The 4294-nt window shown below is 71.4% G+C and carries 5 protein-coding genes and 2 pseudogenes; 3 read left to right on the top strand and 4 right to left on the bottom strand.

Going from position 1 to position 4294, the window contains the following annotated elements; translation table 11 throughout:
- Nucleotides 1–180: pseudogene (locus DJ81_RS05520) on the bottom strand (TIGR00341 family protein); the annotation flags it as partial.
- A gap of 119 nt (nucleotides 181–299) precedes the next feature.
- Between DJ81_RS05520 and DJ81_RS05515 the strand changes: the two are divergent.
- Together DJ81_RS05515 and DJ81_RS05510 are read left to right on the top strand one after the other, a co-directional pair.
- Nucleotides 300–551 carry a hypothetical protein gene (locus DJ81_RS05515; protein ID WP_094524165.1) on the top strand — a complete coding sequence of 84 codons (252 nt, stop codon included), beginning with the start codon at nucleotides 300–302 and terminating at the stop codon, nucleotides 549–551.
- Between the two features lie 138 nt (nucleotides 552–689).
- The gene (locus tag DJ81_RS05510; protein ID WP_094524164.1) at nucleotides 690–1571 is read left to right on the top strand and encodes a homoserine kinase; all 882 of its coding nucleotides are present in this window, start codon (nucleotides 690–692) and stop codon (nucleotides 1569–1571) included.
- Nucleotides 1572–1618: 47 nt separating this feature from the next.
- On the opposite strand, the gene DJ81_RS05505 is transcribed toward DJ81_RS05510, so the two are convergent.
- Nucleotides 1619–2185 carry a hypothetical protein gene (locus DJ81_RS05505; RefSeq protein ID WP_094524163.1) on the bottom strand — a complete coding sequence of 189 codons (567 nt, stop codon included), beginning with the start codon at nucleotides 2183–2185 and terminating at the stop codon, nucleotides 1619–1621.
- A gap of 135 nt (nucleotides 2186–2320) precedes the next feature.
- A complete protein-coding gene (gene pdxS / locus DJ81_RS05500; protein WP_094524162.1) occupies nucleotides 2321–3229 on the bottom strand; it encodes a pyridoxal 5'-phosphate synthase lyase subunit PdxS in 909 nt (302 codons plus the stop codon).
- A 141-nt stretch (nucleotides 3230–3370) separates the two neighbouring features.
- Between pdxS and DJ81_RS05495 the strand changes: the two genes are divergently transcribed.
- Nucleotides 3371–4078, top strand: a complete 708-nt coding sequence (locus tag DJ81_RS05495) for a molybdenum cofactor guanylyltransferase (RefSeq protein ID WP_094524161.1) — start codon at nucleotides 3371–3373, stop codon at nucleotides 4076–4078.
- 68 nt (nucleotides 4079–4146) lie between these two features.
- Here the strand turns inward: DJ81_RS05495 and DJ81_RS05490 are convergent.
- A pseudogene (locus DJ81_RS05490) lies at nucleotides 4147–4284 on the bottom strand (J domain-containing protein); the annotation flags it as partial.
- Between the last annotated feature and the right edge of the window lie 10 nt (nucleotides 4285–4294).

Raw genomic sequence — 4294 nt, 5'->3', positions numbered from 1 at the left:
CTCGCGGAGGCGTTCGAGGACGGGCTCGACCGCGGCGGTCGGGAGCGGGAACGTCGCGACCGCCGTGTACTCGCGCCCGCTCGTCTCGTCGGTGACGACGTAGTCCACGCCCTCGTCGTCGAGCGCCCGGACCACGGCCGCGCGCTTCCCCGCCGGGATCATGACCTGAACGAGTCGCACGGTGGGGGGGTCACGCCGCCGGTCCTTATAACGGGCGGTGGGGGATGTCGGCCCGTCCCTCGCCGGTCTCGCGAGAAACGGAACTTTAATGCGCGAATCCCTCGCACCTTCGGACAAGAATGCTCTCGCCGCTGGCTATCGACACGTTCCTGCTCGATTACCATCTCGGGCACGTCATACTGCTCGGGTTCATCGTCTCGCTGCTCGGAGCCGCGCCGCTGAAGTCCCAGCGCGTGATCGCCTCCGTCTTCGGCGGCTTCGGGCTGATCTTCCTCGTCGCGCCGTACACGACGATGCCCAAGACGTACATCCTGATCGGTATCCCGCTGATCCTCATCGGCACGCTGCTGTGGACGATGGCCGACAGCTGACCGGCGCGCGACTCGTTTCAGGCGTCTCCGCTCTCCTCGCTCGTTCCCCGCCCAGCGGCGCGGTCGGAGGCGGTCGCCGATCCCGTCCGTCGTTGTTCGATCCCGCTCCTTTTTGCACCCCGGGCGACACTCCTCGCCATGGTCACGGTACGGGCACCCGCCACGAGCGCGAACCTCGGTAGCGGGTTCGACGTGTTCGGCGCGGCCCTCACCCGGCCGGCGGACGTCGTCACCGTCGAGAAGGCGGCGGAGACGACGATCGAGGTCACCGGGGTCGGCGCGCAGTACATCCCGGAAGACCCCGAGAAGAACACCGTCGGCGCGGTCGTCGAGGCCCTCGACGCGCCGGCGCGCATCCACATCGACAAGGGGGTCCGCCCGGCCTCCGGGCTCGGTTCCTCGGCCGCCAGCGCGGCCGGCGCCGCCGTCGCGCTCAACCGGCTGTACGACCGGGGGCTCTCCCGCTCGGAGCTGGTCCCGATCGCCGCGGAGGGGGAGGCGGTCGTCTCGGGCGTCGCCCACTCCGACAACGTCGCCCCCTCGATCCTCGGCGGGTTCACGGTGACGACGAGCGAGGCGACCCACGCGGTCGACGCCGCGGTCCCCCTCGTCGTCTGTCTCCCGGACGTTGCGGTCTCCACTCGGGACGCGCGTCGGGTCGTCCCCGAGAGCGCGCCGATGGAGGACCTCGTCGAGACGGTCGGCAACGCGGCGACGCTCGCGATCGGGATGTGCCGCTCCGACCCCGACCTCGTCGGCGCCGGCATGTCCGACCCGGTCGTCACCCCGGAGCGCGCCCGCCTGATAACGGGCTACGACGAGGTGCGCGCCGCCGCCTTCGACGCCGGGGCGACGGGCGTCACCGTCAGCGGCGCCGGGCCCGCGATCATCGCCGTCTGCCGCGAGGACCGCCGGCGAGGAGTCGCCGCCGCGATGCTCGACGCCTTCTCCGGCGCCGGGATAGACGCCCGCGCCTACCAGACCCGGATCGGAAAAGGGTCGACGGTGTTGGAGGGGTAGGCGATCCGGCGGTGACCGGACGCCGGCTCGTCGGCCACGAGCCGCGCTCAACAGTTGTTCTCGATCTCCGCGGTGTCCCAGACCCTGTCGACGAACGCTTCTCGGCCGAGCTCTCCGCGATCGAACGCCGCCGCGGCCTCGGCGCAGACGTGCCACGTCCCGGTCGTGCACTCGTGGAGCGAGGTGGCCCACAGCGACACGCCGTCCGGCGGGTTCGACGCGAACGCCGCGGACAACGCCGAGATCTCTCCTCGAAACCGGTCCTCCCCGGCGTGGGGGGCGCCGCGATACCTGAGCTCCCAGACGTCTCCGCCTTCATCGAACCCGACCCGCTCGGTGCCGTCGTCGTCCGTGAACCGGGTCAGCCCGTCGGTCTCCGCCTCGACGGCGGCCAAGAGCTCTCGGGCACCGGGGCTCTCGGGGGTCTCGTTCGCCGCGAGGAACCGCTCCTCGTCGTCGCCGGCGGTCGCCGGGTCCTGCGCACAGCCCGTCCCGGGGGTCTCGGCGCCGTCGCCGGCGGTTCCCCCGTCCTCATCGGGGGCTCCCCGGGTACACCCCGCGAGCGTCGCCGCGAGACACCCCGCGACTCCGGAGAGGCAGCCTCGTCGGTTCATACGCTTGCTATTTCGCCTCCGGTGAGTAATAGTTCCGGTCGCTAAAACGTCCGTTTTGGCTTCAGTGACGGCGATTCACACATATCCGGCGCTCCCGTCGTCCGCGGAACCCGCACCGAAATCGAAGCTCGCTACTTAAACGCCGCGGCCCTGCAGCTTCTCCTCCTCGGGCATGTCCTCGTTGGACTGGCCCTTCATGCCCTTGCCGGTGCCGCTCGCGATCCGGGCGAGCTCCTCGGGGTCGTCCCAGTTGTTGACGGCCTCGACGACGGCGGTGCCCATCGCCGCGGGGTCCTCCGCGCCGAAGATGCCGGAGCCGACGAAGATGCCGTCACAGCCGTGGTACATCATCAGCGCCGCGTCGGCCGGGGTCGCGATCCCGCCGGCGGCGAAGTTGACGACCGGGAGCCGACCGGCCTCTGCGGTCTCGTGGACCAGGTCTCGGGGAGCGCCGTGCTCGCGGGCCCACTTCTCGCGCTCCTCGTAGTTGAGGCCGGTGAGCGTCCGGATCTGGTTTTTGATGGTGCGCTGGTGTTGAACGGCCTGGTTGACGTCGCCGGTGCCGGCCTCGCCCTTCGTGCGGATCATCGCCGCGCCCTCGCGGATGCGACGGAGCGCCTCGGGGAGGTTGCGGGCCCCGCAGACGAACGGCGACGCGAAGTCGCGCTTGTCGGTGTGGTACTCGTCGTCGGCGGGCGTCAGCACCTCCGACTCGTCGATCATGTCGACGCCGAGCGCCTCCAGGATCTCGGACTCCTTCCGGTGGCCGATGCGCGACTTCCCCATCACCGGGATCGAGACCTCGTCGATGACCTCGGGGACCCGCTCGGGGTCGGGCATCCGGGCGACGCCGCCGCGCTTACGGATGTCCGCCGGGACGTGCTCCAGCACCATCACGGCGACCGCGCCGGCGTCCTCCGCGATGCGGGCCTGTTCGCGGTTGACGACGTCCATGATAACGCCGCCCTTCTGCATCAGCGCGAAGCCGCGCTTGACCAGTTCGGTCCCCCGCTTCAGCTCTTCCAGATCGGTGGCCTCTGCCATACTGGATCCGTGGGTCGCCGGGCACTTAACGGGTCGCTTTCGCCGGGATACCGATTCGCTCGGCGGCCGGGATTCGACCCCGAAACGCCGCCGTTCGTCGCCACCGCAACGCCGAAGTCATCGGCCGTCGCAGATCCGGTCATGACGACCGGAGCCATCGTCGCCGGCGGTCGCTCGACCCGCTTCGGCGACCGCGACAAGTCAGTCGCCGCGCTCGCCGGAACCCCCATGATCCGACGGGTGGCGGACCGGCTCGCGGGGCGGGGGGACCCGGTCCCGCCGGGCGCGGCCCGCGCCGCGGGCGGCGACCCCGTCGTCGACGACCTCGTGATCAACTGCCGGCCGGACCAGCGCGAGGCGATCGCGGCCGCCGTGGAGGGGGTCGCGCTCCCGGTGACGTGGGCGCTCGACGACGAGCCCGACCTCGGGCCGACGGCCGGGATCCGCAACGCCTGCCGGGCCGCCCCCTCGGCGTACGTCGCCGTCGTCGCCTGCGACATGCCGTTCGTCGACCCGGGGTTCCTCGCGTCTCTCCGCGAGGACGCGGCGGGGCGCGAGGCGGCGGTCCCGCGGCTCGACGACCGATGGCTTCAGACGACGCAGGCGGTCTACCATGCCGACGCGATGGCCGACGCCTGCGACCGCGCGCTCGCCCGCGGCGACCGGAAGGTACTGGCGGCGCTGGACGAGCTGGACCGCGTCGTCGTCGGCGACGAGGCGATCCGCTCGCGGACGACGGAACGGACGTTCACGAACGTTAACACGCGAGAGGAGCTGTCGGCGGCGGCGGACGCGGTCGCGGAGGCGATCGAGACGGCGGCCGACGGCGACACCGACGGTCGGGAGTGACGGCGACACCGACGGTCGGGAGTGACGGCGACACCGACGGTCGGGAGTGACGGCGACACCGACGCCGCTCAGTTCTTCAGGACCTCGTACGCCTCGTTCAGCTTCTTGAACGCCTCCTCGTCGCCGTCTTCCCCGTCGGGGTGGAGCCGTTTCGCCCGCTCGCGGTAGGTCGACCGGATCGCCTCCTGATCGGCGGTCCGGTCGACCTACCGCGAG

It is taken from the genome of Halorubrum sp. Hd13 (assembly GCF_002252755.1).
Lineage (GTDB): Archaea > Halobacteriota > Halobacteria > Halobacteriales > Haloferacaceae > Halorubrum.
The sequence above is the reverse complement of the archived record's forward strand: the minus strand, read 5'-3'. Positions and strand labels throughout refer to the sequence as shown.